This window comes from Falsiroseomonas sp., assembly GCF_051860665.1.
In the GTDB taxonomy this organism is placed as follows: Bacteria; Pseudomonadota; Alphaproteobacteria; order Acetobacterales; family Acetobacteraceae; genus Falsiroseomonas.
Window position 1 is genome coordinate 23,599 of sequence record NZ_JBHYDM010000008.1, and the last position, 22,636, is coordinate 46,234.

The following is a 22,636-nucleotide window of genomic DNA, read 5'->3' on the forward strand; positions in this document are numbered from 1 at the left end:
GGGCGACGGTCAAGGCCCGTCTTGCAGCTTTGTCATCTTCAGCCTGATATGGGGGGGCGAGGGTGGGGCGGCCATGGAGTCGGACGTTTTCGAGTTGTGGGATTTGCGGGTCGAGGTGGTGGCCCCGCCCGGGGCGAAGCTGTGGTGCGGCGCCGTACCGGGCGACCACTTTGAGGTGCGGGGGGAGATGCTGCACCTGCCGCCGGGCCAGGGTTTTTCGATGTATTCGCTCGCCGCGCTGCTCCCGCTGCTGCCAGCAAAACAGCGGCCGACGCATCCGCAGGACTGGATGAGCACGGATGCGGAGGTGGCCTGCCCCGACCCCAACTGCCCCTCCCGCTTCCGCATCACCCGTACGGGCCTGCGCCGCTTCCGCCATGGCGACACCACCGCGGTGCCGGCGCCATGAGCGTGCAACGCTTCGACCTCGCGCCGGGCTATTCCATATCCCGCATCCTGCGCGGTGGCTGGCAGCTGGCGGGCGGCCATGGCGAGATTGCGCGGGATCGCGCGATTGCGGAGATGCGCGCCTTCATCGAGGCCGGCGTCACCACCTTCGACTGCGCGGATATCTATACCGGCGTCGAGGAGATGATCGGCGATTTCCGCGCGACACTTTCGCCCGCCGAGCGCGCGCGGATGCAGGTGCATACCAAGTTCGTGCCGGACTGGTCGGACCTGCCGCGCGTCGACCTCGCCTATGTCACGCGCATCATCGACCGGTCACTGCAAAGGCTGCGGACGGAGCAATTGGATCTGGTGCAGTTCCATTGGTGGAACTACGAAACGCCGGGCTGGCTGGAGGCGGCGCAGCACCTGGACCGGCTGCGGCAGCAGGGCAAGATCCGGCATATCGCGGGAACGAACTTCGACACGCCGCATGCTTCCGCGATGATCGAGGCGGGCGTGCCGCTGGTCTCCATGCAGGTGCAGTATTCGCTGCTGGACCGGCGGCCGGCCGGCGCGTTGGCGGGCCTCTGCGCGGCGCGCGGCATGACGCTGCTCTGCTACGGCACGGTGGCGGGCGGTTTCCTCTCCGCCCGCTGGCTTGGCCAGACCGCGCCGGCCGAGCCGATGGCCAATCGCAGCCTGATAAAGTACCGGCTGATCATCGAGGAGTTCGGCGGCTGGGACGCCTTCCAGGCGTTGCTGCGCGCGATGGATGGCGTGGCCCGCAAGCATGGCGTCTCCCTCACCGCCGTGGCCACGCGCTGGGTGCTGGACCAGCCGCATGTCGCCGGCGCCATCGTGGGCGCGCGCTATGCGGAACACCTGGCGGACAATCTCACCGTCTTCCGCTTCGCGCTGAATGCGGCGGATCGCGCCGCGCTGGAGGCTGTGCTGGCGCAGGCGCCGGGGCCGGCGGGGGATACCTATACGCTGGAACGCGACCGCGACGGGCCGCATGGGCGGATCATGAAATATGACCTCAACCGTGACTGACGCCGAGGCCTGCCTGGCCGAGGTGGTGGCGCTGCACGCGCTGTTCGAAACTTGGCTGGGCGCCCCCGGCCATGGCGATTTCAGCCGCTTCGAGCAGGCCTTCGCGCCCGGCTTCACCATGGTCGGCCCCGGCGGCACGCGGATGGACCGCGCCGGCACGCTGGCCTTCCTGCTGCGGGCCAAGGGCAGCCGCGGCGAGGGCTTCCGCATCGCGGTGGAGGAGGGCGCGCCGCTGCACCAGGCGCCGGGCCTGGTGCTGATGCATTACATCGAGCGGCAATGGCTGCGCGGCGGCGAAACCGCCCGCCGCGCCGCGGCCCTGCTGCAGATGACGCCGGCCGGGCCGCGCTGGCTCTTCGTGCAGGAAACCTGGGTGACGCCGCCGGTTTGATGCTGGACAGCCGGCCCTGGCTTCAGGACATTCCAGCCACAAGACGAATGGGAGATTCGGGAATGATCCTCCGCCGCGCAGCGCTCGCCGCCCTTGCCGCCGCCGCCTGGGGGGCCACGCCCGCCGCGGCGCAGGCACCCGCCTGCACCCATACCGTCGGCATGGTCGTTTCGCTGACCGGCCCGGCGGGGCGCTTCGGCCAGGCGGCGGCGAAATCCGTGGAGCTCGCCTTCAACGAATTGAACGCCGCGGCCGGCGCGCAGGGCATCGCCGGCTGCCGCCTGGCCTTCGACCTGCGCGATGCGCAATCCCAGGGCAGCGTGGCGGTGGACCAGGCGCGGCAGCTGGTGGATCTGCGGCGCGTGCCCGCGATCCTCGGCGGCATCATCAGCAGCGTCTCCATCCCCATCGTCACCAGCGTGACGGGACCGGCCGGCGTGGTGCAGATCTCGCCGGCCTCCTCCTCGCCGACGCTGACGCGCATGGCGGTGGAGGGGCAGACGCGCGGCTGGTTCTTCCGCACCATCACCTCGGACGCCCTGCAGGGCACCGCCGCCGCACGCTACGCCATGGACCAGGGGCTGCGGCGGCTGGCCATCATCCATGTGAACAACGACTTCGGCGTGAACATGGTGAACGAGTTCCGCCGCGCCTATGTGGCGCTCGGCGGCACCATCGTCTCCACCACGCCCTACAACCAGGGCCAGGCGAGCTACGCGCCGGAAGTCACCAATGCGCTGCGCGGCGATCCGCCGGCGCTGTACCTGGTGAGCTATCCCGGCGATGGCACCACCATCGCCCGCACCTGGATCCAGCAGGGCGGCCCCGCGACCTTCCTGCTGAATGACGGCATGAACAGCGCCGATTTCATCCGGGATGTCGGGCCGCGCTTCCTGAACAATGCTTTTGGTACCTCCTCGGGCACCGTCACCACGCCCTCCACCGAGTATTTTGCCCGCGCCTATCCCGCCATGTCGGGCGGCTTCGGCGCGGGCGCGCCGGCGGCGGACCGAGCCTTCGATGCGGCGGCGATCCTGGGGCTCGCCATCGCCAAGGCGGGCAGTTTCGAGGCTGCCGCGATCCGCGATGCGATCCGTGCGGTGACCGCGCCCGGCGGCACCGAGATCCATGCGGGGCCGGAGGGTTTCGCGCGCGGGCTGGCGGAGCTGCGCGCCGGGCGCGCCATCCGCTATGTCGGCGTGATCGGCGCGGTGGAATTCGACGCGAACGGCGATATCACCGGCCCCTTCCGCAAGTGGCGCATCCAGAACGGCGAGATTGTCACCGTCGGCCAGATGACGGTGGAGGAAGTGCAGGCCGTGCAGCGCCAGCTGCCGCCGCGCTGATGCCGCACCGTCCACGCCCGCCCCGCGTGCTGCTGGCCCCGGGGCTGGAAGCCAGCCGCATCGTCACCGGCCTGTGGCAGGTGGCAGACCAGGAACGCGATGGCCGCGTGCTGGACCACGCCGCGGCCGCCGCCGCCATGGCGGATTATGCCGAAGCCGGCTTCGACAGCTTCGACATGGCCGACCACTATGGCGGCGCCGAACAGATCTTCTCGCGGTTCCGCGACGCCGATGGCGCTGGCCAGGTCTTCACGAAATGGGTGCCGACGCCGGGGGCGATGACGCGGGAGGTGGTGCGCGAAGGTGTCGGGCGCAGCATAGAACGGCTGGGCTGCGTGCCGGACCTCATGCAGTTCCATTGGTGGTCCTTCCACCATCCCGCCTGGCTGGATGCGCTGCGCGAAATGGCGGCGATGCGCGCGGAAGGCGCGCTGCGCCATATCGGCGTGACGAACTTCGATACCGATCATCTGCGCGTGGCGGTGAAGCAGGGCATTCCGGTCGTCACCAACCAGCTCTCCTTCTCGCTGCTGGATCGTCGCGCAGCGGGCGCGATGAGCGAGTTCTGCCTCGCCCACGGCGTGAAGCTGCTGGCCTATGGCACGCTGGGCGGCGGCTTCCTTTCGGAGCGATGGCTGGGGCGGGACGAACCCCCGGAGATCACCGACTGGTCCAAGATGAAGTACCGCCGCTTCATCGAGGCGATGGGCGGCTGGGACGCCTTCCAGCATCTGCTGCGCGCGGTGGCGGAGATTGCGCGCAAGCATGGCGTCTCCATCAGCAATGTCGCGACGCGTTGGGTACTGGAGCATCCGGCGGTGGGCGCCGTGATTCTCGGCGCGCGGCTGACGGAGGCGGAGCATCGCGCCGATAATCTGCGCCTGTTTGGCTTCGCACTGGATGCGGAGGACCACGCGCGGCTCGACCAGGTCTTCGCGACGCTGCGGCCGATCCCCGGCGATTGCGGCGACGAATACCGCAAGCCGCCCTTCCTGACCGCCTCCGGCGATCTCAGCCATCATCTGGAGGCCCTGCCCAAGGCTTTCGTGGCCACAGAATTCCGTCCCGGGCGCAGCCGCGTCGACAGCGGCAGCGTCTGGGAGGCGAATTGCGGCTATAGCCGCGCGATCCGCGTGGGCGACCGCATCCTGGTCAGCGGCACCACCGCGACGCATACCGATGGCAGCGTCGTCTGCCCGGGCGATGCCGCGGGCCAGGCCGTCTATATCCTCGACAAGATCGCCGCCGCGATCGAGGCGCTGGGCGGCACGATGGAGGATGTGGTCCAGACCCGGATCTGGCTGCGCGATGCCCAGGATTGGGAAGGCGTGGGCCGCGTGCATGGCCGCGTCTTTGCGGAGGCGCGTCCGGCCAATACGCTGGTGGAAGTGGCCCGGCTGGTCGGCCCCTATCTCGTGGAGATCGAGGCCGAGGCCGTGGTCGGCTAGTTGGCCGGGCGCATCGACATCGCATAGGTCTCCTCGTCGTTGCGCGCGATCACCTCGACGTTGCGGCGTGAGGCCCAGATGTTCACCTGGTGGTGCAGCGGGATGATGGCGTAGTCGGCCATCGCCACGCGTGTGGCCTGGCGGTACAGCTCCTCCCGCGCCGGGATGTCGATGGTGGTCAGCGCGCGTTCCACCAGCGCGTCGAATTCCGGGTTCGAATACATCGAGCGGTTGGAAATGCCGCGGCCGCGCGCACGGTCGAGCGTCGCGATCAGCGCCGTCATCGGGCTGTCCGGCTCGCCCGTGCCGGTGCCCCAGCCGGACAGGCCGATGGGGAACTCATTGCGGGCGGAACGGGTGAAATAGACGTTGGACGGCATGGCCTGCACATCGGTGCGCACGCCGATGCGCGCCCACATCTGCGCGACGGCCTGGATGATCTGCTCGTCATTCACATAGCGGTTGTTGGGGCCGGCCAGCATCACGCGGAAGCCGTTCGGATAGCCGGCCTCCCGCAGCAGTTGCTGCGCCCGTGCCGGGTTGAAGGGGTCCGGTTTCAGCGAGGGATCGTGCCCCATCACGCCCTCCGCCAGGAACTGGCCGGAGGGCGAGGCATAGCCGCCCATCACGCGGCTGACGATGGCATCGCGGTTGATGGCCAGCGACAGCGCCTGGCGCACGCGGTTGTCGCGCAGCGGGCTGCGCTCCAGCCTTTCGCCATTCGGGCCGGAGACGGCGGGCGTGTCGTCCCGCTGGTGGTCGAGGTAGAGGTAGATGTTGCGCAGCGCGGCGCGGCTGGCGATGCGGATATTCGGGTCGCTCTTCAGGGAATCGACGTCGCGCGTGGAGACCGCGTCGATCGCCTGCACGTCGCCGGCGCGCAGCGCGGCGATGCGGGAGGCGTCGTTGGCGATGATGCGGTAGTTCACCCGCGCCCAGGGCTGCGCCGGGCCCCACCAGTTGGGATTGCGCTCCATCACCGCCTCCGTGCCCGGGGCGTAGGAAACGAGGCGATAGGGTCCGGTGCCGATGGCAGCGCGGCCGTTGTTGAAATCGGCGGTGTCGATCTCCGTGCCGAATTGCCGGCTGATGATGGAGATGCCGCTCATCCAGTTCGGCACCAGCGGATTGGGGGAAGCGGTGTGCATGCGGATGGTATGGGCATCCACCACCTCCAGCCGCTGCACCTGGCGCGTATAGATGGTGAAGCTGCCGGGGCTGTTGCGCACATTCGGCACGCGCTCGAAGGTCGAGACGATGTCCTCGGCGGTGAAGGGGCGGCCGTCATGCCAGGTGACGCCCTGGCGCAGCTTGAACTCCCACACCGTCGGGCTGATCGAGGTCCAGGATTCCGCCAGGCCCGGGCGCAGGCGGAAATCCTCATCCGTGCCCACCAGCCGGTCGAAGATGTGCTTGTTCAGCGCATTGTTCGGCGTCAGCGTGTGGTAGTGCGGGTCCATCGAGGTGAAGGCGCCGCCGACGCCGATCGTCAGCGTCTGCGCCACTCCGCCTGTGGCGCCGAGGGCCAGGAAGGTGGCGGCCAGCAGGGTCTTGCGCATGGGTCTCTCCCCGGACATGCTCGTCGGGCTGGATAGTATTGTCCGTACAATGCGGCCGCAACCGCCTTGTCACCGGCCCGGGGGAAAGACTTCGATGGATTTGCTCGTCACGGATGCAGTCATCGTCACCCAGGATGCAGAGCGCACCATTCTGGACCGCGGCGCGATCGCGATCCGCGGCGACCGCATTGCCGATATCGGGCCGACCGCACAGCTTGAGGCCGCGCATCCGGACCTGCCGCGCATGGCGGGCCGCGGAAAGGCTGTGCTGCCGGGCTTCGTCAATGCGCATACGCACACCATCCTGACGGTGCTGCGCGCGACGGTGGAGGATTGGTCCGGCAATGCCGTCTACGGCTATATGTCGCCCGTCTCCTATACCATGACGCCGCATGAGCGGGCGGTGATGGGCATGCTCGGCATCGTCGAGGGCATCCGCTCCGGCACCACAACCTTCGTCGATCCTTTCCGCCATGTGCCGGATTATGCGGATGCCATGGCCTCGCTGCGCGTGCGTCTCGTGCTCAGCGAGAACTGCGCCGATGTGAACACGCTGAAGATCCGCCATGGCGACTGGTCGCAGGACCCGGCCTTTGGGGAGGGCTTTCTCGAACGCACGCGCGCCGGCATCGCGCGCTTCCACAATACGCATGAGGGGCGGCTGCAGATCCAGATCGCAGCGCATGCGACGGACAACTGCACGCCCGATTACCTGGAGAAGCTGACGGAGCTGGCGCGCCAGCACAATATGCCGCGCACCATCCACCTGGCGCAGTCCGTCGAGGAAATCCGGGTGATACGCGACAAGTACGATTGCACGCCTGCCGAATATCTCGCGCGGCATGGCTGGGCGGAGCCCGATGTGGTCGGTGCGCATTGGACCTATCTGACGGAGCGCGACATCGCGCTGCTCGGCGAGCGCGGCATGCAGATGGTGCATTGCCCGGCAAATGGATCGCGCCGCGGCCCGCATCCGGTGCTGGCGAAATCCATCCGCCGCGCCGGCATCAACATCAGCTTCGGTACCGACAACATGACGGAGGACATGTTCCACGCCATGAAGATCGGCCTGATCGTGCATCGCGGTGCCGAGAGCCAGCAGGGCACGGATCCGCAGCCGGAGGACATTTTTGACAGTTGCAATCGGAATGGCGCGCGCAGCATCGGGCGGCAGGACGACATCGGCAGCCTGGAGGTCGGCAAGAAGGCGGATCTCACCTTCCTCAACCTGAACACGCCGGCGCTGCGGCCCGTGACGAACCTGATCGGCAATATCGTGCATTACGGCCATCCGGGCACGGTGGAATCCGTGATGGTGGATGGGGAATTCGTGCTGCGGGACGGCAAGGTCCTCGTGGCCGATGAGCAGGCCCTGCTGGAGGAAGCGCAGGCCGTCACCAAGGCGGTCTGGGCGCGGATGCTTGCGAACAACCCGGACCTGCCGCCGCCGCGCAAGCTGAACTGGATGGATGTGTGAGGCCAGGCCGATGAAGAAGATGCACCTGGTCGCCTATATGAAGACCGGGCCGAGCGCCAGCTATCCCGGCAGCTGGCGCCACCCGACGGCGACGCTGCACGACCTGTTCGAACCCTCGCGCTACGAACACATGGCCCGCGTCCTGGAAGCGGCCTGCTTCGATGCCTGCTTCTTCGCGGATGGCCTGGGCCTGCCTGACAACTACAGGAACCACTTCGCCGATTATGCCGGGCGCGGCGGGCAGACCAGCATGCTGGACCCGATGGTGGTGCTGCCTTTGATGGCGCGCGTCACCAGGCATCTTGGCCTCGGCGCGACGCTCTCGACCACCTTCCACAACCCCTACAACCTGGCCCGCGCGCTGGGCTCGCTCGACTTGCTCAGCAAGGGCCGCGTCGCCTGGAATGTCGTGACCACGGCGCGGGAATTCGAGGCGCAGAATTGCGGCCCCGAATCCCTGCCGCCGAAGGAAACGCGCTACGACCGCGCGGATGAGATCCTGGAGGCCTGCTGCGCGCTCTGGGATGGCTGGGACCCCGATGCGCTGGTGCTGGACAAGGCCAGCGGCGTCTTCGCCGATGCGACGAAGATCCGCTACGCCAACTACGTCGGCCAGCACGTCTCCTCCCGCGGTCCGCTCTCCATCCCGCGCAGCCCGCAGGGGCGGCCGGTCATCATGCAGGCGGGGTCCTCCGAGCGTGGCCGTCGCTTCGCGGCGCGCTGGGCGGAGATGATCTTCTGCTCGCCTGCGACGAAGGAGGCGGCCATCGCCTATCGCAACGACATCCGCGCGCGCATGGAAGTCATCGGTCGCAATCCGGATGAATGCGCCGTGCTGCCGACGCTGCAATTGGTGATCGGGGAGACGCAGGCGATCGCGCAGGAGAGGGCGGCGCTCTACGCCTCGCTCGCCGATCCGGAACTGGTGCTGGCCGCCAGCTCCTGGGCCGTCGCCGCCGATCTCAGCCTTCTGGAAACGCCGGAGGCGATCGAAGGCCAAAGCGGCAACCAGGGCGTGCAGGGGCACCGCGATCGCATGATGCAGGTGGCCAAGGCCAAGGGCATCAGCTTCGCGGAAGCCGTGCGCCGCCCGCGCGACCTGACGGCCGGCACGCCGGTGATGATCGCCGATATCATGGAGGACTGGTTCCGCTCCGGTGCCTGCGACGGCTTCATCCTGCCGCCGACCACCTGGCCCACGAGCTTCGAGGAATTCGGGACCATGGTGGTGCCGGAGCTGCAGCGCCGCGGCCTGTTCCGCACCGCCTATGCCGGGTCTACATTGCGGGAGAATTTGCTGAACCCCGGGTGAGGACAACGCCAGATGAAGTATCGCAACCTGGGCCGCAGCGGCCTGCGTGTCTCGCCGCTCTGCCTGGGCGCCATGATGTTCGGCGGCGCGACGGATGAGCCGACCAGCCGCCGCATCATCGACACGGCCCGCAGCCAGGGCATCAACTTCATCGACACGGCGAATGGCTACAATGCCGGCGCGTCGGAGGAGGTGGTGGGCCGTGCCATCGCCGCCGATCGCGCCTGGTGGGTGCTGGCAACGAAGCTGGCGAACCCGGTGATGCCCGGGCCGAATGGCGGCGGCCTGTCGCGGCTGCATATCATGCTGGCGGTCGAGGCTTCGCTGAAGCGGCTCGGCACGGACTGCATCGACATCCTCTATTGGCACAAGGAGGATCACGCGACCCCGCTGGCGGAGGCCGTGCATGCCATGGCGGACCTGGTGCGCGCCGGGAAGATCCGGCATTTCGGCGTCTCCAACCACCGCGCCTGGCGCGTGGCGGAGATCTGCCGGCTTTGCGACCTGGCGGGCATCGACCGGCCGGTGGTCAGCCAGCCGCTGTACAATGCGCTGAACCGGATGGTGGAGGTGGAGCATATCCCCGCCTGCGCGCATCTCGGCCTCGGCGTCTTTCCCTATTCGCCGCTGGCGCGCGGCGTGCTGACCGGCAAGTACCGGCCGGATGCGCCGCCGCCCGAAGGCACGCGCGCCGCCCGGCAGGACAAGCGGATGATGGAGACGGAGTGGCGCCCGGAGAGCCTGCGCATCGCGGCGCAGCTGGCCGCGCGCGCGGCGGAGCGCGGGATCAGCGCCGGACAGTTCGCGCTGGCCTGGGTGCTGCAAAACCGTCTCGTCACCGGCGCCGTGGTGGGCCCGCGGACGGAGGCGCATTGGGCGGATTATATGGGCGCGCTGGACTATGCCTTCACGGCGGAGGATGAGTCGCTGGTGGATGGGCTTGTGGCGGCGGGCCATCCCTCCACGCCCGGCTACAACGATCCGCAATACCCGCTGGAAGGCCGCGTGACGGGCTGATCAGCTCTCGGTCGGGAAGACCAGCAGGCGCTCGGCGGGGATCGCGGCCAGCAGCACCTCGCCGAGTGCCGGCGCGGCATCGGGATTCACATCGGCCAGCAGCCGCAGTGCGCCGGCCTGCAGCGTGAGGCGCAGCGCAGGGCCGCGGAATTCCTGTTGCAGCACGCGGGCGGCAAAATGGCCTTCCAGCGCCGCGGCGGCGGGTCCGAGCACCACATCCTCCGGCCGCAGGAAGGCCTGCACCGGCGTGCCGTAGGTCAGGCGCCGCGCATCGAGGCTCGGCAGCGCCAGCGCATCGGCGCGCAGCATGCCCGGCGGCGCATCCACCGTGGCGGGCAGGAAGCTGCCATGGCCGATGAAATGCGCGGCGAAGGCGGTGGCGGGGCGGCGGTAGATTTCTTCCGGCGTGCCAAGCTGTGCGACACGGCCCTGGGCGAGCACAAGGATCCGGTCCGCCAGCAGCAGCGCCTCCTCCTGGTCCTGCGTCACCATCACCAACGTGCTGCCGAGCCGGCGCAGCATGGCCCGCAATTCCTGCCGCAGCATGGCGCGGAGCTGCGGATCCTGGCCCGAGAAGGGATCGTCCAGCAGCAGCAGGTCGGGCTCCGAGGCCAGGGCACGCGCCAGCGCCAGGCGCTGCCGCTGGCCGCCGGAGAGCTGCCCCAGGGTGGGCTGCGCGGGCAGGTCGAGCAGGCGCAGCAGCTCCGCCACACGCTGCGCGCGCCGGGCCGGCGGCCAAAGGCGGCCGCGCAGCACCTGGCCCAGCGCCGCGGCTGCCGGCAGCCGCGAGGCGGCGGCCGTCTCCAGCATCACGCCGGCGCCGCGGGCGCTGGGCGGCAGCGCGGTGATGTCACGTCCCTCCAGCAGGATGCGGCCACTGGTCGCCGGATCGGTGCCGGCGATGGCACGCAGCAGCGTCGACTTGCCGCTGCCGCTGGGGCCGAGGACGCAGAGCAGCTCGCCGGCCGCCAGCGCCAGGCTGACACGCTCCAGCACGCGGCGTTCGCCCTGGTCCTTCGTCACCTGGTCGAGCAGCAGATGCGGCGCGGCGGCGGGGCCAGGCGACGGCGCGGGCGCCAGGCTGCGCGTGGTTTGCGGCGATGCGGGCATGCTGCGGCGGGACATGACGCGGCCGCGCCGCCACGTCACGTGAAGTTTTGGTGGCGGCGGGCCGGGAAGGCGGTCAGGCCGGCAGGGATTCGGGAATGCGGTTGGCACCCTCCGCAATGCGCAGGCAGGCGGCCTGATGCGCGGTGGCGCCGTGCACCGCACGCAGTTCCGGCGCCGTGTCCCGGCAGGCAGGCACAGCGACGGGGCAGCGGCTGGCAAAATGGCAGCCGGGCGGCAGGGCGATGGGGGAGGGAATCTCGCCCTCCAGCACATGCCGGCGCAGCATGGCTTCGGGATCCGCGGGCAGATGGGCGGAGATCAGCGCCTGCGAATAGGGATGCGCGGGCTCGGCGAATACCTGCGCGGCGGGCGCGTATTCCACCACGCGGCCAAGATAGAGCACCATGATGCGGTCCGAGATCAGCTTCACCGTTCCCAGGTCGTGGCTGATGAACATCATCGCCACGCCGGTTTCCGCCTTCAGCTCCGCCAGCAGTTCGAGGATGCCCGCGCGCACCGAGAGATCGAGCGAGCTGGTGGGCTCATCCAGCACGATCAGTTTGGGCTGCGTCGCGATGGCACGCGCGATGCACACGCGCTGGAGCTGACCGCCCGAGAGTTCGGAGGGGTAGCGCGTCAGCAATTCGGTGGTCAGGCGCACGCGACGGGCCAGGTGCTCGGCGCGGTCGCGGCGCTCGCTGCGCGAGAGCTTCGTGTGCAGCAGCAGGGGCTCCGCGATCAGCTCACCGATGCGGATGCGCGGGTTCAGCGCGCTCCAGGGGTCCTGGAAGACCATCTGCATCTCGGACCGCAGCGGGCGGCAGGCGGATTCGGGCAGGGTGGTGATGTCGCGGCCCTGGAACAGGATGCGGCCGGCGGTGGGCTTCAGCAGGCGGATCACGGCGCGGCCGATGGTGGATTTGCCGGAGCCGCTTTCGCCGACCACGCCGAGCGTCTCGCCCGCGTTGATGGCGAAGGAGACGCCGTTCACCGCATGCACGGTGCGGCCACCCTGAGCAGGAAAATGCTTCGTCAGGTCTTCGACCTGCAGAACGGGCGTCATGCCGCCACCCGGTGGCAGCGCGCGATATGGCCGGCGCCGAGCGCGACATCCGGCGGCGTCTGCGCGCAATCGGGACCGGCCTGCGGGCAGCGGTCGCGATAGGCGCAGCCCTCCGGCAGGCGGAACAGGTTCGGCGGCGGGCCGCCCACCGTGCGCGGTCCGCCGAGGCGCAGGCGCTCCGGCGTCGCGCCGATCAGGTTCGCCGTATAGGGATGGGACGGCCTGGCAAAGACCTCGCGCACGGGCCCGCTCTCCACGATGGCGCCGGCATACATCACGGCCATCTCGTCGCAGTAATGTGCCACCACGCCGAGGTCGTGCGTGATGATCATGGCGCCGATGCCGGTGCGGCGCACCAGGTCGCGCAGCAGGTCCAGGATCTGCGCCTGCACCGTCACGTCGAGCCCAGTCGTGGGCTCATCCGCGATCAGCAGCCGCGGCGCGTTCATCAGGGCCAGCGCGATCAGCACGCGCTGCGCCATGCCACCGGAAAGCTCATGCGGCCAGGCGGCCATGCGCCGCGCCGGGTCCGGGATGCCGAGCGAGGCCAGCATCTCCACCGCGCGATCCCGCGCCGCGCGCTCGCTCACCTTGCGATGCGCACGATGGATGCGGATGAGCTGGTCGCCGATGCGCGTCAGCGGGTCCAGCGAGGATTTGGGGCTCTGCACCACCAGCGAGATGTCGCAGCCGCGCAGCGCATTCACCTGCGCCTCGGGCATCGCCAGCAGGTCCTGGCCCTCAAACAATGCGCGGCCGCCGACGACGCGTGCCGGTGGGCGCAGCAGGCCCATGATGGAGGTGGCGGTGAGCGACTTGCCGGCGCCGGTCTCCCCCACTAGGCCGAGGATGCGGCCGGAGTCCAGCGTGAAGGACACGCCGTTCAGCGCGCGCGCGACACGGATCTGGTTGTCCAGGTCGCGCGAGATGAAGTGGGTGTGCAGGTCTTCGACCGAAAGCAATGTCACCGTGTCGCCGCCTTCCGGCGCGGGTCCAGCATGTCCTGCATCCCGTCGCCCAGCATGTTCAGCCCCAGCACCATCAGGATCAGCGCCAGGCCCGGGAAGATGCCGACCCACCACTGGCCGGTGACGAGGTATTCGGCACCCTGCCGGATCATCGCGCCCCATTCCGGCGTCGGCGGCTGGATGCCGACACCGAGGAAGGCGAGCGTGGCGGAGATGCGCACGGCCCAGGCGGCGCGCACGGCGGTCTGCGCCATGGCGCCCTGGATGGCGTTGGGCAGGATATGCACGAAGAGGATGCGCCAGGTCGGGTTGCCGGCGGCGACGGCGGATTCGACGAAGGTGGAGCCGCGCAGCGCGATGACTTCGGCGCGCACCACGCGGGCGAAGACCGGGCTATCGAGAAAACCGATCACCAGCACCACGTTCAGCAGCGAGGGTCCGGCCGCGGCGACGACGGCCAGCGCCAGGATGATGGAGGGAAAGACGCGCAGCGCGTCAAAACCGCGCATCATGATCTCATCCGGCCAGCCGCCGCGATAGCCGGTGTAGAGGCCGAGCGGCACGCCGGCGAGCAGCCCCACCACAACGGCCGGAATGGCGATGCCAAAGGCCCAGCCGGCGCCGGCAATGACGCGGGACAGCACATCCATGCCATTGCCATCGGTGCCGAAGGGATGCGCGCCGCCCGGCGGTGCCAGCACATTGCGCGGCTGCGCCTGGATCGGATCGAAGGGTGTGATCCAGGGCGCGAGGATCGCCATCAGCGCGAAGACCAGCAGGATGGCGAGGCCGACGGCCAGCGTCGGGCTGCGCCGCGTGATGCCGGCGACGCGCAGCGCCCAGCGCGGCGGTGGGGCGGTGGTGGCGCTCATGGTGCCGCCCCCGCGCGCGGTTCGGTCAGCATCACGAAGACATCCACCACGAGGAAGACCAGCACGGAGAACAGCGCCAGCACCAGGACATAGCCCTGCACCACGGCGAAATCCCCGGCGATGATGGCGGAGAGGCCGTATTGCCCGAGCCCGCCCCAGGCGAAGACATATTCGATGAGGGAGGTGGTGCCCACCAGGCCGGTGATTTCCGTGCCGATGAAGGTGACGATCGGCGTCAGGCTGTTGCGCAGCGCCATGGCGCGGATTTGCCGGTGCGGCAGGCCCTGGGCACGGGCGTAGCGGATATAGTCGGAGGCCAGCACCTCCAGCGCAATCGCCCGCGTCTGCTTGATGATCGGCGCGGCCGAGATGATGGCGACGCAGAGCACCGGCAGCACCAGCTGCGCGAAGGCGGATCCCGCGGCTTCCCAATCCGCGGCCAGCAGCCCGTCGATCAGGTAGCTGCCGGTGATGCGATCCGGCGGCGTCAGGAACAGGTCGATGCGCCCCATCCCCGGCGGCGCCCAGCCCAGCAGGTAGAAGAAGACGAAGAGCATGATGAGGCCGAGCCAATAGGTCGGTACGGAAAAGCCGAGCAGCGACAGGAAGCGCGTCACCTGGTCGAAGCCGCCATCGGGGCGGAAGGCGGCACGCAGACCGGCGGGGATGCCGAGGCCGGCGCCGATCAGCACGCCCCAGAACATCAGCTCGATGGTCGCCGGCGCGCGGTCCAGGATCTCGGCCAGAACGGGCTGGTTGCTCAGCCAGCTATTGCCGAGATCGCCCTGCAGGACCTTGCCGAAATAGACGCCGAACTGCACCCAGATCGGCTGGTCGAGCGCGAGCGAGGCGCGGACCAGCGCGATTTCCTCCGTCGTCGCGGTGGGGCCGGCAAGCAGCCCCACCGGGTCGCTGCCGCTGATCCGCACCAGCAGGAAGGTGAACAGCAGGATCACCGCCAGCAGCGGCACCACCAGCGCGATGCGCCGGGCGAGCAGCCCGGACATCAGCCCACCTTCAGGTCGTACCAGCGTTCATGATCGTCCGGATGCGGGCACCAGCCGGAGATATTCGGTGCCATCGCCTCCCAGACGCTCGGGTAGACGGTGGCGATCCAGGGCGCCTCCTCCATCCATAGCGCCTGGGCCTGGCGCATCAGCTCGTTCCGCCGCGGCACGTCGAGGCTGGTGCGCGCCTCGTCGATCAGCGCATCCATGCGCGGATCGGCGAAGCGGGCGCGGTTGGAGACGCCCTGCGAATGCGCCAGCAGATAGGTGGTATAGACCGGGTCCAGCACGATGCCGCCATCCTCGAAGGCGAAGAAGGGCATGTCCTGCCGCGCCGGGGCACCGCGCGCCCGCATGTCGCTGTCGCTGATCCGCACCGCGCGCGCCTTCACGCCGATGGCCTGCAGCTGGGACGCCACCTGGATCGACAGCGGCTCCTCCCAGTTGAAGATCTGGCTGTAGAAGATCTCGATATTCTGGTTGAAGTCGAAATTCGCCTGGGCCAGCAGCGCCTTCGCCTGCTCCGGATTGTGGTCGTATTTGAAGGCGCTGCCGTCATAGCCCGCGACGATGGGCGGGATGATGGAGCGCGCCTGTTCGGCCAGGCCGAAGAACACGCCCTGGATCAGCGCCTGCTTGTCCACCGCATAGTTGAAGGCTTGGCGCACCAGCTTGCTCTCGAAGGGCGGGAATCGCAGGTTCATGCGCAGGGAGGAGATGGTGCGCCCGAAGCTGTCCTGTGCCTTCACGCGCCGATCCGCCCGCAGCTCCGCCACCTGCTGCAGCAGCGGGCGATGGATCCACTGCACCTGGCCGCTGCGCAGCAGGGTGATACGCGAGGCGGCGGAGGGCACGGCCCGGTAGATCACCCGGTTGAAATGCGGCTGTTCGCGAAAATAGTTCGGATTGGCGACAAACACCGCCTGCTCGCCGGAGCGCACGGATTCGAGGTGATAGGCCCCGAATCCCGCGGTATTGGTCTCCATCCACTTCAGGGCCCAGGGGTCCTCTGCGGTGGCGTGCCTCTTCACCTCGGTCGAGTCGTAGATGCCGGGCACATAGAGCGTCAGCGCCGAGAGCAGGATGAGGCTGGGGGCGGAGAGGGTGAATTCCACCTCGTAGCGCGAGGTTGCCTTCACCGCGGTGACATTGGAGACGGTGGCGATGAAATTGCCGGTGCGGCGCTGCGCGAAGGATTTTGCCCAGCTCCACTCCACATCGGCCGCCGTCAGCTCATTGCCGTAGAAGCTCTTCACGCCCTGTCGCAGCTTGAAGACCCAGCTCTTGCCATCCGCCGAGCTGGTCCAGCTTTCGGCCAGATGGCCCTCGATGACATCGGGGTTCAGGTAGGGGCGGCCATCGCGGATGGTGCGGCCGTAGCGGGTCAGGCCCTCATAGACCTGCACCACCGTCTCCTGCGTCCCGGGGCGCAGGGCGTCGCCATCGAAACCCTCGGGCGCGCCGGGGGCGGCCAGCAGCAGGGTGCGCCCGCCGCCGCGCTGCGCCAGTACCGCCGGGGCGCCCAGCGATGTCCCGGCAGCCAGTGCCGCGGTGCCCAGCAGAAGGTCGCGCCGTTCGATGGTCATGGAAAAATGGTCCCCCGTTCGCCCCGCGCACATTGACACCGCTTCCGGCAAAGATTTCAAGACTGGGATGCAAGTGCTCTTCCGGGGCACACCAGGCTGAGGGGTTTCGCATGCACGATTTGGTCATCCGGGGCGGCACCATCGTGGACGGCACCGGCCAGCCCGCCTTCACCGGCGACCTGGCGATCGATGGCGACCGCATCACCCAGGTGGGCGGCAAGGCCGGGCCGGCGAAGCGGGATGTGCCGGCGGAAGGGCGCCTGGTGACGCCGGGCTGGGTGGATGTGCACACGCATTACGACGGCCAGGCCACCTGGGACCCCGTCCTCGCCCCCAGTGTCTGGCACGGCGCCACCACCGTGCTCTTCGGCAATTGCGGTGTCGGCTTCGCCCCGGTCCGCAAGCGCGACCACAAGGCACTGATCGATTTGATGGAAGGGGTGGAGGATATTCCCGGCATCACCCTGACCGAAGGGTTGAAGTGGAACTGGGAAAGCTTCCCCGAATATCTCGACGTGCTGGGTTCCATGCCGCGCACCATCGATATCGGCGCGCAGATCGCGCATCACCCGCTGCGCGTCTATGTGATGGGCGAGCGCGGCCTGAACCGCCAGGCCGCGACGGCGGACGACATGGAGGAGATGGCGACGCTGACGGAGCATGCGCTCCGCGCCGGCGCCTTCGGCTTCACCACTTCCCGCACCGACCAGCACAAGACGCCGACCGGCGACCTGGTGCCCGGCCGCTATGCCGAGGAGAAGGAGCTGCTGGCGATCGGCCGCGCCATGGGCCGCGCCGGCCGCGGCACTTTCGGGATGCTGTCGGACTTCGAGGATGAGGCGGCGGATTTCCGCTGGATGCGGGAGCTGTCCACCATCTCCGGCCGCCCGGTCTGGTTCCTGCTGACGGATCGCAACTATGACCCGCAGCGCTGGCGCCGGCTGATGAGCAATGTGGATGCCGCGCGCGCCGATGGCCTGCCGCTCTCCGCGCAGGTCGCCTGTCGTCCGGTTGGCCTGATCCTCGGCCTGACGACATCGCTCAATCCCTTCGCCCTGCGCGAAGGCTTTCACGAACTGGCCGCGCTGCCGCCGAAGGAACAGCTGGCAAAGCTCCGGGAGCCGGCGATCCGGGCGAAGATTCTGGCGGAGGAGGCCTCCGAGCGGCTGCTGCATGTGGTGCCGCCGCTGTCGCGGCAGATCGCGACGCGCTGGGACAATATGTTCGCCCTCGGCGATCCGCCGGACTACGAGCCGCCGCCGGAGCGCTCCATCGCCGCCCTGGCCGCCAAGGCCGGGCAGGACCCGGCCGCCTTCTGCTACGACTACCTGACCGCGGATGATGGCGGGCGGATGCTGTATTTCCCCGTGGTGAACTATGTCGGCGGCGACCTCTCGGTCGTGCACGACATGATGCTGCGCCCGCATACGGTGAACGGCCTGTCCGATGGCGGCGCGCATTGCGGCGTGATCTGCGATGCCTCCATGCCCAGCTTCATGCTGACGCATTGGGTGCGCGACCGCGCGCGCGGCGACCGCGTGCCGCTGGAATTCGCCGTGAAGCGGCAGACCAGCGAGACGGCGGACTTCTTCGGGATGACGGATCGCGGCCGGCTGCAGGTCGGCAAGAAGGCGGATGTGAACGTCATCGATTTCGAGGCGCTGCGCCTGCACCACCCGGAGATGATCTTCGACCTGCCCGCCGGCGGCCGCCGCCTGGTGCAGCGCGTGGAGGGCTACGACATGACCCTCGTCTCCGGCCAGCCGATCATGGAGCGGGGGCAGGAGACGGGCGCGCGGCCGGGCAGGCTGGTGCGCGCCTAGGCGGCGACCATGGCGCCGGCCAGCACCGGCGCCAGGCGCTGCGCCCAGGCCTCGATCCCCGCGTCATCGGCCAGCAGGTCCTGCCGCACCTCGATCAGCGCGGCGGCGATGCCCCGCGCATCGCCATGCACCGGCACGGTATAGTCCTCCGCCAATTCGATCCGGTAGGGCTCGTTGTCGCCCACCGTCAGGGCGGGATCCTGCCGCAGCCCGGCCAGCAGCGCGGCGCCGAAGCCCGTCGCCTCACCATAGAGCACGCCTGCCTCCCACGGTCGCGCGACGCCGAGGAAGACCGGCGTGAAGCTGTGCACGCCGAGGATGAAGCGCGTCGGCCGCGCATCCAGGAAGCGGGCGATGCGGTCCTGGAAGGGCCAGAAATAGTCCTCCTGCCGCCGCGCCACCTCCGCCTCCGTCAGGTCCCGGTTGCCCGGAATCTCCGTGGATTCGCTGCGCAGCGGGATGCTGCTGGGCACGCCGGGCGGGCGGTTGCAGTCGATCAGCAGGCGGGAATAGCCCGAGAGGAACAGCGGCGCGTCCAGCAGCGCCGAGAGCCGCCGCGCGAGGGCGGCCGCGCCGATATCCCAGGCGATGTGGCGCCGCAGCGCCTCCGCCGGCAGGCCCAGCGCGGCGTGGTGCGCCGGGATGTGGTTGCTGGCGTGTTCGCAGACCAGCACGAGCGGCGAGGCGCCGCCCTCGTTCACCGCCGTGACGGCCGGCGGGTCGCTCAAGCCGCCACCTCGTCCGTGAAGACCTGGAAGTCCGAAAGGGTGCAGGGGCCGAAGGTGGTGGTGATGGCGACATCCGTCGCATCCCGCCCGCGCGCCATCAGGATGCGGCCGATGCGCGGCGTGTTGTTGCGCGCGTCGAAGGTGTGCCAGGCGCCGTCGAGATAGACCTCGAACCAGGCGGCGAAGTCCATCGGGCCATAGGGCGGCGGCACGCCGATATCGCCGAGATAGCCCGTGCAGTAGCGCGCCGGGATATTGACGCAGCGGCAGAGCGTGACAGCCAGATGCGCGAAATCCCGGCAGACGCCGACCTGTTCGCGATGCGCGTCATGCGCGCTGCGGGTCGCGCTGGCGCGCTGGTAGTCGAAGGTGATGTGGTTGTGCGCATAGTCGCAGATGGCCTGCACCCGCGCCCAGCCTTCCGGCCCCTGGCCGAATTGCGCCCAGGCGAAATCGCCCAGCTTGTCCGTGTCGCAGTAGCGGCTGCCCAGCAGATAGACCAGCGCCTCGTCCGGCAGGTCCTCCACCCTGTGCTGGCGTGCATAGGGCAGCAGCGGGTCCGGCCGGCCGGTATCCTGCACCAACAGCTTGGTCGAGATCACCAGCCGCCCGGCCGGGGCCACGATGCGCGTGCAGGTATTGCCGAAGCCGTCGCGGTAGTGCTTCGCGGGGATCGCCGGCTCGAAATTGACCTGGTGCGGGCCGATCAGGTCCGGCGTGCGGGACGGATGCGGGCTGATCATCAGCAGCATCGGGGTCGGCTGCGGACAGTCGTAGGTGATCTGGCAGCCGGCGCTGATGCGCATGGCGGACTCCTCGAGGAAAAGATGGGCCGGGAAAGCCCGGGCGGTGCAACGCAATCACGTGAACGGAACGAATCCGCGTTGGTTCCCTGGCATAGGCCGCGCAGCCGCCGGTGGACAGGGAAAGGTCATGGCGCCACCATTGCGTGTCCCGATGACAAGCCCGCACACCACCCGCTTCCCGATCTCCGGACCGCCCGACCCGCGCGGGCCGGTACGCCGCGACGGGCTGGCGCTGGAGGTCGCGCGGCTGGAGGCGGCGCCGCAGCGCATCGGCTTCGTGCTGGTGCCTGGCTTCGCCATGCTGGCCTATGCCTGCGCGGTGGAGCCCTTCCGCGCCGCCAACGACCTGGCCGGCATGGTGCTGTACCAGTGGATCCATATCTCGCCGGACGGCCAGCCGGTGCGCGCTTCCAACGGCGTGTCGATCGTGGCGGACCAGGGCACCGGCAGGCCGGCGCAGGTCGATGCGCTCTTCGTCTGCGCCGGCGGCAATCCGGCGGAATTCGAGGATCCGGCGACGCTCGCCTGGCTGCGGGCGGAAGCGGCGCGCGGCATCCGCATCGGTGGTGTCTCCGGCGGCCCCCATATCCTGGCGCGGGCCGGCCTGCTGGCCGGGTACCGATGCACGGCGCATTGGGAATACATCCCGGCGATGATGGAGCGCTTCCCCAATCTCACCCTGACCCGATCGCTCTACGAGGTTGATCGCGACCGCTGCACCTCCTCCGGCGGCACCGCGGCGCTGGACATGATGGTGGCGCTGATCGAGGCCGCGCATGGCCGCCCGCTGGCGCGCGCCGTGGCCGAGTGGTTCCTGCACACCCGTCCGCGCGCGGGCGACGAGCCGCAGCGGATGAGCCTGCGCGAACGCTACGACATCGGCCATCCGAACCTGCTGGCCGCGCTGGCGCAGATGGAACGCGCCATCGAGAATCCGGTCCCGCGCGAGGCGCTGGCGGAGCATGCGGGCCTGTCCGTCCGGCAGCTGGAGCGGCTGTTCCGCAGCCATCTCGGCCGCACCATTGGCGCGCATTACCTCGGGCTTCGGCTGGACCATGCACGCCGCCTGCTGCAGCAGACCGCGCTTTCGGTTCTGGAGGTGGCGATGGCCTGCGGCTTCGTCAGCGCGGCGCATTTCTCCCGCGCCTATGCCGCCCGCTTCGGCCGATCGCCACGGCAGGATCGTGGTGGAACGCTGCCGGGCAGCAAGCGGCAGCGCGCGATGCCGGCCGAGGGCGCCTGATCAGCGCTGCCCATCCCAGGCGCTGATCGCATCCTGCGCCAGGCCACCGACCCGGGCATGCGGGCGCCCGCCGGTGGTCATGGCCAGCGCGAAGAGAATCTCCTCCGGCCGCGGCGCATCCGGCACCGTCGCGGTGATGCCGTCGAAATGGCTGCGGACATAGGCCGCGTTGCGGTGGTGGATGGGCAGGTCCAGCACCGCGCCCATCGGCCCCACCTTGGTCATCGAGGGCACGATGGACAGCGCCTGGCCGAGCAGGCCGCGCATCGCATAGCCGCCCGCCACATGCCACAGCGCGCCGTGCTCCAGCTCTCCGGCCGAGCCGACCAGGCCGCCCTTGCCATAGGCCTCGATCCGCGCGGGATCGCCGCCGAGCCCGGCCAGCAGCTTCTGCGCCACCATCAGGCCGATCGGCTTCATCGCCTCCATCATCCACATCAGCTCGGGCTCGTGCCGCCCGGCGAAGGGATTCTTGAGGATCACCGCGCACCAGCCCTTCAGGATGGGCGTGGCCAGGCGCGGGCCGCCATCATGGTGGATCTCCTCCACGCAGAGCACGGTCTTCCGGATATCCAGGGTCTGGGTCATGGGCTGGGGGCCTTGAGCAGGAGGGAGGAGGCGCCGGCGAGGCGGAGGTGGCCGCCGAGGCGCAGCGCGGCGGCGCGGATCAGGCCGGCCTGGCAGCAGCTTTCCGCGAAGGCCGTGCCGGCGTGCAGCGCGGCCTCGATCTCGGCCATGGTCAGCGCATCGACGGCCACCGTCACCAGGCGCTCGCCCAGGTCGCTGTCCGGATCGAGCGTGGAGGCGGGGCGGCGGGTGATGGCGGCGCTCGCCACATCCACCGCATTGGCGATCAGCGTGGCAGCCACATCCGCCGCCGCCGCATCGCGCGCCAGCACGGTCACGGCATCCGCAATGCCGAGGGAGAAGGAGCGGCCATGCCGGCCGGAGGTGGCGATGCCGCCGATGCCATCCGCCGCGCGCAGATGCAGCCTGCCATCGAAGCCACCGCGCGGATCCGCGGCCAGGCCGATATCAAGGCCCTCACCCGCCAGCACGGCGATATCCCCGCCATCATTGACGAAGGCGCGCCTGAGGCCCGGCGCAGCGGCGCTCATCGTGGCCAGCAGCGCATCCGCCACCGCACCGGCCACCGCCGCCATGGGCGTGACGAAAAGGTCGCGCGCGGCATAGGGCAGGCAGGCGGCGTGCATGGCCCGCGCGATCTCGCCCCGTGGTGGCGCGGAGGGGTGAGCCGCGCGGCGCAGCAGCGGCAATTCGGCGACGAGTTCGGGCAGCACGCTCTGGAAGCGAATGGTCGCCGCCGCTTCCGCCGCGGCGATGGCAGCCGGCGGCCCCCAGGCGCGCAGCACGACATCGATCGGGCCGTGCTGCAGATGCAGGCGACCCTCCGTCAGGCGCTGCACCTGCGGCATG

The 22,636-nt window shown here is 69.4% G+C and carries 21 protein-coding genes; 10 read left to right on the forward strand and 11 right to left on the reverse strand.

Translation table 11 applies throughout. The features are described 5' to 3' along the window. Positions 1-73 precede the first annotated feature (73 nt). From ACTIF1_RS10545 to ACTIF1_RS10565, 5 genes are all read left to right on the forward strand, one after another. A complete protein-coding gene (locus tag ACTIF1_RS10545) occupies positions 74-409 on the forward strand; it encodes a TIGR04076 family protein (RefSeq protein WP_439596367.1) in 336 nt (111 codons plus the stop codon). Further along, positions 406-1,443, forward strand: coding sequence for an aldo/keto reductase (locus tag ACTIF1_RS10550; protein WP_439596368.1), 1,038 nt, complete (start codon positions 406-408; stop codon positions 1,441-1,443). The genes ACTIF1_RS10545 and ACTIF1_RS10550 overlap by 4 nt, the downstream gene beginning before the upstream one ends. Continuing rightward, a complete protein-coding gene (locus tag ACTIF1_RS10555) occupies positions 1,436-1,834 on the forward strand; it encodes a DUF4440 domain-containing protein (RefSeq protein WP_439596369.1) in 399 nt (132 codons plus the stop codon). Before ACTIF1_RS10550 ends, ACTIF1_RS10555 begins: the two co-directional genes overlap by 8 nt. Positions 1,835-1,896: 62 nt before the next feature. Beyond that, positions 1,897-3,180 (forward strand): ABC transporter substrate-binding protein, encoded by a 1,284-nt coding sequence (locus ACTIF1_RS10560; RefSeq protein WP_439596370.1) that lies wholly within the window; start codon positions 1,897-1,899, stop codon positions 3,178-3,180. Continuing rightward, positions 3,180-4,628 carry an aldo/keto reductase gene (locus ACTIF1_RS10565; protein WP_439596371.1) on the forward strand — a complete coding sequence of 483 codons (1,449 nt, stop codon included), beginning with the start codon at positions 3,180-3,182 and terminating at the stop codon, positions 4,626-4,628. The genes ACTIF1_RS10560 and ACTIF1_RS10565 overlap by 1 nt, the downstream gene beginning before the upstream one ends. Here ACTIF1_RS10565 and ACTIF1_RS10570 read toward each other — a convergent pair. Then, a complete protein-coding gene (locus ACTIF1_RS10570) occupies positions 4,625-6,187 on the reverse strand; it encodes an ABC transporter substrate-binding protein (protein ID WP_439596372.1) in 1,563 nt (520 codons plus the stop codon). The genes ACTIF1_RS10565 and ACTIF1_RS10570 overlap by 4 nt on opposite strands. A gap of 94 nt (positions 6,188-6,281) precedes the next feature. Between ACTIF1_RS10570 and ACTIF1_RS10575 the strand changes: the two genes are divergently transcribed. The 3 genes from ACTIF1_RS10575 to ACTIF1_RS10585 are packed head-to-tail and all read left to right on the forward strand — an operon-like array spanning position 6,282 to position 9,993. Beyond that, positions 6,282-7,664 carry an amidohydrolase family protein gene (locus tag ACTIF1_RS10575; protein ID WP_439596373.1) on the forward strand — a complete coding sequence of 461 codons (1,383 nt, stop codon included), beginning with the start codon at positions 6,282-6,284 and terminating at the stop codon, positions 7,662-7,664. 10 nt (positions 7,665-7,674) lie between these two features. Beyond that, positions 7,675-8,976, forward strand: coding sequence for an NtaA/DmoA family FMN-dependent monooxygenase (locus ACTIF1_RS10580; protein WP_439596374.1), 1,302 nt, complete (start codon positions 7,675-7,677; stop codon positions 8,974-8,976). 12 nt (positions 8,977-8,988) lie between these two features. Beyond that, positions 8,989-9,993 carry an aldo/keto reductase gene (locus ACTIF1_RS10585; RefSeq protein ID WP_439596375.1) on the forward strand — a complete coding sequence of 335 codons (1,005 nt, stop codon included), beginning with the start codon at positions 8,989-8,991 and terminating at the stop codon, positions 9,991-9,993. Here the strand turns inward: ACTIF1_RS10585 and ACTIF1_RS10590 are convergent, their stop codons facing one another. From ACTIF1_RS10590 to ACTIF1_RS10615, 6 genes are read right to left on the reverse strand one after another with little or no spacing between them, the layout of a single operon-like run. Continuing rightward, positions 9,994-11,118 carry an ABC transporter ATP-binding protein gene (locus tag ACTIF1_RS10590; RefSeq protein WP_439596376.1) on the reverse strand — a complete coding sequence of 375 codons (1,125 nt, stop codon included), beginning with the start codon at positions 11,116-11,118 and terminating at the stop codon, positions 9,994-9,996. Positions 11,119-11,176: 58 nt separating this feature from the next. Beyond that, entirely contained in the window at positions 11,177-12,166 is a 990-nt protein-coding gene (locus tag ACTIF1_RS10595) for an ABC transporter ATP-binding protein (RefSeq protein ID WP_439596377.1), read from the reverse strand. Next, on the reverse strand, positions 12,163-13,134 hold the full coding sequence (locus ACTIF1_RS10600; RefSeq protein ID WP_439596378.1) for an ABC transporter ATP-binding protein: 972 nt from the start codon (positions 13,132-13,134) through the stop codon (positions 12,163-12,165). Before ACTIF1_RS10600 ends, ACTIF1_RS10595 begins: the two co-directional genes overlap by 4 nt. Next, positions 13,131-14,006, reverse strand: a complete 876-nt coding sequence (locus ACTIF1_RS10605) for an ABC transporter permease (protein WP_439596379.1) — start codon at positions 14,004-14,006, stop codon at positions 13,131-13,133. Before ACTIF1_RS10605 ends, ACTIF1_RS10600 begins: the two co-directional genes overlap by 4 nt. Continuing rightward, the gene (locus ACTIF1_RS10610; protein ID WP_439596380.1) at positions 14,003-15,013 is read right to left on the reverse strand and encodes an ABC transporter permease; all 1,011 of its coding nucleotides are present in this window, start codon (positions 15,011-15,013) and stop codon (positions 14,003-14,005) included. The genes ACTIF1_RS10605 and ACTIF1_RS10610 overlap by 4 nt, the downstream gene beginning before the upstream one ends. Next, on the reverse strand, positions 15,013-16,599 hold the full coding sequence (locus tag ACTIF1_RS10615) for an ABC transporter substrate-binding protein (RefSeq protein WP_439596381.1): 1,587 nt from the start codon (positions 16,597-16,599) through the stop codon (positions 15,013-15,015). The genes ACTIF1_RS10610 and ACTIF1_RS10615 overlap by 1 nt, the downstream gene beginning before the upstream one ends. Positions 16,600-16,709: 110 nt before the next feature. On the opposite strand from ACTIF1_RS10615, the gene ACTIF1_RS10620 reads away from it, so the two are divergent. Continuing rightward, positions 16,710-18,422 carry an N-acyl-D-amino-acid deacylase family protein gene (locus ACTIF1_RS10620; RefSeq protein ID WP_439596382.1) on the forward strand — a complete coding sequence of 571 codons (1,713 nt, stop codon included), beginning with the start codon at positions 16,710-16,712 and terminating at the stop codon, positions 18,420-18,422. Here ACTIF1_RS10620 and ACTIF1_RS10625 read toward each other — a convergent pair. Both ACTIF1_RS10625 and ACTIF1_RS10630 read right to left on the reverse strand, forming a co-directional pair. Next, the gene (locus tag ACTIF1_RS10625) at positions 18,419-19,150 is read right to left on the reverse strand and encodes an N-formylglutamate amidohydrolase (protein ID WP_439596383.1); all 732 of its coding nucleotides are present in this window, start codon (positions 19,148-19,150) and stop codon (positions 18,419-18,421) included. The genes ACTIF1_RS10620 and ACTIF1_RS10625 overlap by 4 nt on opposite strands. Further along, on the reverse strand, positions 19,147-19,956 hold the full coding sequence (locus ACTIF1_RS10630; protein WP_439596384.1) for a transglutaminase-like domain-containing protein: 810 nt from the start codon (positions 19,954-19,956) through the stop codon (positions 19,147-19,149). The genes ACTIF1_RS10625 and ACTIF1_RS10630 overlap by 4 nt, the downstream gene beginning before the upstream one ends. 151 nt (positions 19,957-20,107) lie before the next feature. On the opposite strand from ACTIF1_RS10630, the gene ACTIF1_RS10635 reads away from it, so the two are divergent. Next, on the forward strand, positions 20,108-21,199 hold the full coding sequence (locus tag ACTIF1_RS10635) for a GlxA family transcriptional regulator (protein ID WP_439596385.1): 1,092 nt from the start codon (positions 20,108-20,110) through the stop codon (positions 21,197-21,199). Here ACTIF1_RS10635 and ACTIF1_RS10640 read toward each other — a convergent pair whose 3' ends face one another. Together ACTIF1_RS10640 and ACTIF1_RS10645 are read right to left on the reverse strand one after the other, a co-directional pair. After that, positions 21,200-21,787, reverse strand: coding sequence for an amino acid synthesis family protein (locus ACTIF1_RS10640; RefSeq protein ID WP_439596386.1), 588 nt, complete (start codon positions 21,785-21,787; stop codon positions 21,200-21,202). It lies immediately after the preceding gene. Continuing rightward, complete coding sequence (locus tag ACTIF1_RS10645; protein WP_439596387.1) at positions 21,784-22,635, reverse strand: UPF0280 family protein; 852 nt, start codon at positions 22,633-22,635, stop codon at positions 21,784-21,786. Before ACTIF1_RS10645 ends, ACTIF1_RS10640 begins: the two co-directional genes overlap by 4 nt. Between the last annotated feature and the right edge of the window lies 1 nt (position 22,636).